The 4547-nt window shown below is 45.2% G+C and carries 5 protein-coding genes; 2 read left to right on the top strand and 3 right to left on the bottom strand.

The annotated features are described in order from the left end of the window. Positions 1-261: plasmid mobilization protein (locus VB081_RS15125; RefSeq protein ID WP_442872733.1), on the bottom strand; the 261-nt coding region annotated here is incomplete at its 3' end. A 356-nt stretch (positions 262-617) separates the two neighbouring features. On the opposite strand from VB081_RS15125, the gene VB081_RS14670 reads away from it, so the two are divergent. Together VB081_RS14670 and VB081_RS14675 are read left to right on the top strand one after the other, a co-directional pair. Beyond that, positions 618-1088, top strand: a complete 471-nt coding sequence (locus VB081_RS14670; RefSeq protein ID WP_323401514.1) for a helix-turn-helix domain-containing protein — start codon at positions 618-620, stop codon at positions 1086-1088. Positions 1089-1158: 70 nt separating this feature from the next. Beyond that, positions 1159-2673 carry a recombinase family protein gene (locus VB081_RS14675; RefSeq protein WP_323401515.1) on the top strand — a complete coding sequence of 505 codons (1515 nt, stop codon included), beginning with the start codon at positions 1159-1161 and terminating at the stop codon, positions 2671-2673. A gap of 120 nt (positions 2674-2793) precedes the next feature. On the opposite strand, the gene VB081_RS14680 is transcribed toward VB081_RS14675, so the two are convergent. Further along, positions 2794-3168 carry an ACT domain-containing protein gene (locus VB081_RS14680; RefSeq protein WP_323401516.1) on the bottom strand — a complete coding sequence of 125 codons (375 nt, stop codon included), beginning with the start codon at positions 3166-3168 and terminating at the stop codon, positions 2794-2796. 1 nt (position 3169) lies between these two features. Continuing rightward, positions 3170-4432 (bottom strand): ASKHA domain-containing protein, encoded by a 1263-nt coding sequence (locus VB081_RS14685; protein WP_323401517.1) that lies wholly within the window; start codon positions 4430-4432, stop codon positions 3170-3172. Positions 4433-4547: the final 115 nt, after the last annotated feature.

A 4547-nucleotide genomic window follows, 5' to 3' on the forward strand; every position in this document is an offset into this window, starting at 1 on the left:
CAGTCCTTTTGTACAGTCGTTGATCCTCCCTGCATTTGCTAGATAGGTCAGCTGATTCAGGTTGTTACCCAGCCGTTTGAGCTCGATCACAACCTCATGCCCGCCTTCTTTTATGACGAATTCGTTGTTTTGAACACACCTCATAAAAAACTCTCGCAGAGTCAGCCCCGATTTCGTGACCTTACTCTGTATCAACTCAAGCTCGCGATCTGATACCCTGATTCCAATATTATGTTTTCTGCTTCTATTAGCTATATGCACTCACCTCCTGTCTGTGCTCTATACGGGGGTTCGAAGGGGGTATCCCCCTTGCAAGCGTCCTAAGTGGCATGCCACTTGGGGAGCTTGCCATACCGGACGGAGCATTCCTCCGGCGTGTATGTGATGTGATTATTCTTCCTTGCTTGTTCACTGCATTTTTTTACCTCCTTATACTTTTGGATAACATTCTTCCTTTCGGTCTCTCGTTCTGAGTATGGTTTGTTCCATAAAAGCCCATATTCAGTTCGTATTCGAACTGAATAGTATATACTATATCAGTACATATATGAACTGTCAATCTTTTTGTTTCGTTTACGAACTGATTATGTTATACTGTCTGCAAAGAGGTGAACACAATGACAATCGGTGAGAAAATACGAAAATTTAGAACAGAAAAAAACCTTTCACAAAAGCAGTTGTCAGTTATGTCCGGAATGAGTGAACCCGCAATCCGTAATTATGAGCTTGGAAATAGAACACCTTCCGAAAAAAGGCTTGATCATATTGCACAGGCATTAGGGGTGAGTAGGTTCGCCCTTTCCGATCCTGATTTAGATAGCTATGTAGGAATGATGCACGCTTTGTTCTATTTAGAGGATAACTATGGTTTGGAAGTAGCGAAAATAGAAGATCAGATATGCCTGCGGTTTGAAAATCCCGTTGGAACTGCCAATACCAATTTATGTGCATGGTATGAGGAGTTCAGTAGTTTTAAAGATGAGAAAATATCTCGTGAGGAATACGATGCGTGGCGGCATACTTATCCTGCCATGAAAGCAAAAAAAGATATGGCTGCTATTAGAAAGGCAAGGCAAAAAAGCAAGTAATATACTCAGTATTATTGCTTATTCTATCAATGCGTAAATTCTTTCATCAACAAGATTTGGAGGGAACAAAATGAATGGTGTAATTTATGCCCGTTATTCTTCGGACAGTCAGCGCGAGGAATCCATAGAGGGTCAAATTCGTGAATGTATGGAGTTTGCAGAACAAAAAGGCATTACCATTCTTGGCTCATATGTTGACCGCGCCTTGTCTGCAAAGACAGATAACCGCCCAGAGTTTCAGCGCATGATTAAAGACAGTGCAAAGGGATTGTTTGAGATTGTGCTGGTGTGGAAATTAGATCGTTTTGCCCGTGATCGCTATGATTCCGCACATTACAAAATGATATTGCGCAAAAACGGTGCTAAGGTCGTTTCAGCGAAAGAAAATATTTCCGATGGACCGGAAGGTATTATACTGGAATCCATGCTTGAAGGATATGCGGAATATTATTCTGCCGAGTTATCTGAAAAAATTGTGCGTGGGCAAAAAGAGAACGCTTTGAAAGGCAAATATAACGGCGGTGCTTTGCCGCTCGGATACACTACAAACAGCGAGCAGAATTATTTGATCGATGCGGCTGCCGCTTCTATTGTGCGGGAAATCTTTACCCGTTATGCTGACGGTGAAACTGTCAAAGAAATTTGTGACACGCTAAATAGCCGTGGTATAATGACGCAAAGAAACCGTCCATTCAACAAAAACAGTTTACATACCATGCTTAAAAACAGACGATACATCGGTGAATACAGGTACCGCGATGTTGTAATTCCAGACGGTGTACCTGTTATTATCCATAGCGAGCTTTTTGAACGGGTGCAGGAACGGCTCGACAAGAACAAAAAAGCTCCCGCCCGCGAAAAAGCTAAAATTAATTATCTGCTTACGACCAAGCTTTTTTGTGGAAAATGCGGCGCATATATGGTTGGTGAAAGCGGAACAGGCAGAAATGGAAAGCATTATTATTACAAATGTACGAAGGTCAAGCAACACAAAGGCTGTGACAAGAAATCTGTCAAAAAAGGATGGATCGAAGATTTTGTCGTCCTACATACCATGAAGTATGCTTTGTCTGATGATACGATTGACCGCATGGCTGATGAGGTGATTCAATTGCAAAAGCAGGAAAATCTATTACTTCCATCCTTACGCCAGCAGCTAGCAGACACCCAAAAAGGAATTGAAAATATGCTCAATGCGATACAGCAGGGCGTATTAACCTCATCCACCAAACAACGCTTAGATGAATTGGAAGTCGTGCAGGAGGATTTGAAACTATCTATCCTGCAAGCTGAACTGGAAAAGCCATTGCTTTCAAAAGAAAAAGTTGTTTTTTGGATCAGCCGTTTTAAGGATGGTGATACGGAAAGTCCCGCTTTTCGGCAACGTTTAATTGACAGCTTTGTCAACTCGGTCTACTTGTTTGATGATAAGGTTGTATTGACCTATAACTACAAGGACGGATCACAAACGGTCACACTTGCTGAAATACAGGCGTTCTTAGAACAATATAACGGTTCGGATTTGAACGGTTGCGCTCCACCAATAAAATGGGCCCACCATCGGTGGGTTTATTTTATTGCATGAAATCAAAGATTCGAACCGCTTACGCATAGCGTGCGGGACGTACGGAGCCCCGACCGAAGTGAGGGTATCCGCTTATCTCCACCAATAAAAAAAGAACCGACATATCGGTTCTTTTTTATTTTATATAATCAATTCATACCCATGCGCTCCCAACGCCTGTGTCGCACGCTCCAAATTCCTCCTGCGCACAAGGACATAATCTGTGTTGTACGTCGAAATACAAAAAATTGAGACCTGTGCTTCTGCCAAAACGCCGCTTATTTTCGCCAGAATACCTGTCAGGGAAAAATCCAATATCCCTTCCACCTTGAGCAGTGCAAAGTCCGTCTCAATTTCTTCGCATGGCGGCATCCTCTCCTGCACACACACAATAGATATCTCTTCCTGTGTTATTGTGACGCTATAAAAGGAATCGTCCTGAGGCCGCTCTGGCACCCCCGATCCATCCTTTAATTTGCCAACAGCATACGTTCCATCCAATACTCTTATTTTCATATCAAAAACACATCTCTTCCATATACTTTTCCATAAAATAGGGATTATGCCCCAGCTCAATATGCCGCGCCCTGCCGCATGTTCTTTGCATTTCGCCCTGATAACTGCCGTTCAAAAGCGCCATGACAGCGCCAGCACCCGCCGCATTACCCATACTCATCACTTCGCCCAGTCCTGACGGCAGCAACCCGATTTCCTTCGCGCTTTGCTGATCCATATAATTTCCAAAACCGCCTGCCAGATACACCTTTTTAATGTCCTCACAGGTAAGCTTTGCGCTTTTCAACAAGGCAAGCACCCCCGCCGCGATCGCCGCCTTCGCCATCTGCACTTCCCTGACGTCCTGCTGCGTAAGCACAACATCATCTGCTATTTTAACAGCGGCCTGTCCTTCATATGTGCATTGCCACTCCTTGTGCTCCTCTGTGATTCGCCCCGTCTCGTCGATCACACCCTTACGCCGCAGCAATGCGATAGCGTCCAGTAGTCCCGATCCGCAAAGCCCCTGCGCACGTACATCGCCAATCACATTTACCCTGATGCAGCCGTCCTTCTCATACACACGGTCTATAGCGCCAATAACGCCTGCCATACCCCATCTGATATGCGCCCCTTCAAAGGCAGGACCTGCGGCTGTAGACGTACTGTAAACAAAGTCCTGATTGCCTACCACAAGCTCTCCGTTCGTACCAATGTCCATTAGAAGGCACACATCTTTTCCCTGCAGAAAACCCGCCGGTAATAGCGCGCATGAAATATCCCCGCCCACAAAGGCAGACATACACGGCGGAAGGTAGCACGCTGCATCCGGCGCAGCAAGCAGACCAAGCGCCGGCATTGTCATTGTCTCACCAAAGAGCGACAGTGGCCTAAACGGCAGTACACCCATCGTTTCAGGAGATAATCCCGTAAGCAAATGCAGCATCGTTGTGTTACCAGTGATCACGCCATAGCATATTTTATCTGAAGCAATTTCCGATGCCCTACATACACTGCCGATCATATCGTTCAGTTCATCAATAACGGTATGCTGCAGCGCCTGCACTCCGTTTGCGTGCTCGATGCAATACTGAATACGCGAAATCACGTCGGCGCCGTAGCGCGCCTGTCCGTTCATCCTGCTTTCTATTGCAAGGCATTCATTCTTGCCCATATCATATAAATAAAGGGCGATCGTCGTCGTACCGATGTCCACAGCGATCCCATATCCTGTTTTATCGCACATCACCTCGGGCATTACGCCTTGCGTCATAATCTCAGGCATTGTTTCTCCTTAAAAGAAAAGCCGCCATACAAACGGCAGCTTTCATCATTACAAAATATTTATTGATAGATCGACAGCGCAACGTCGCTTGCGCTTGAAGCGTCGGCAGTATAAT

This window comes from Christensenella sp. (assembly GCF_034927525.1).
Classification (GTDB): Bacteria; Bacillota; Clostridia; order Christensenellales; family Christensenellaceae; genus Christensenella.

Bases quoted from the DNA above. Each gene is read 5' to 3' on its own strand.
- VB081_RS14670 (WP_323401514.1), top strand. From the start codon at position 618: ATGACAATCGGTGAGAAAATACGAAAATTTAGAACAGAAAAAAACCTT.
- VB081_RS14680 (WP_323401516.1), bottom strand. From the start codon at position 3,168: ATGAAAATAAGAGTATTGGATGGAACGTATGCTGTTGGCAAATTAAAG.
- VB081_RS14675 (WP_323401515.1), top strand. From the start codon at position 1,159: ATGAATGGTGTAATTTATGCCCGTTATTCTTCGGACAGTCAGCGCGAG.
- VB081_RS14685 (WP_323401517.1), bottom strand. From the start codon at position 4,432: ATGCCTGAGATTATGACGCAAGGCGTAATGCCCGAGGTGATGTGCGAT.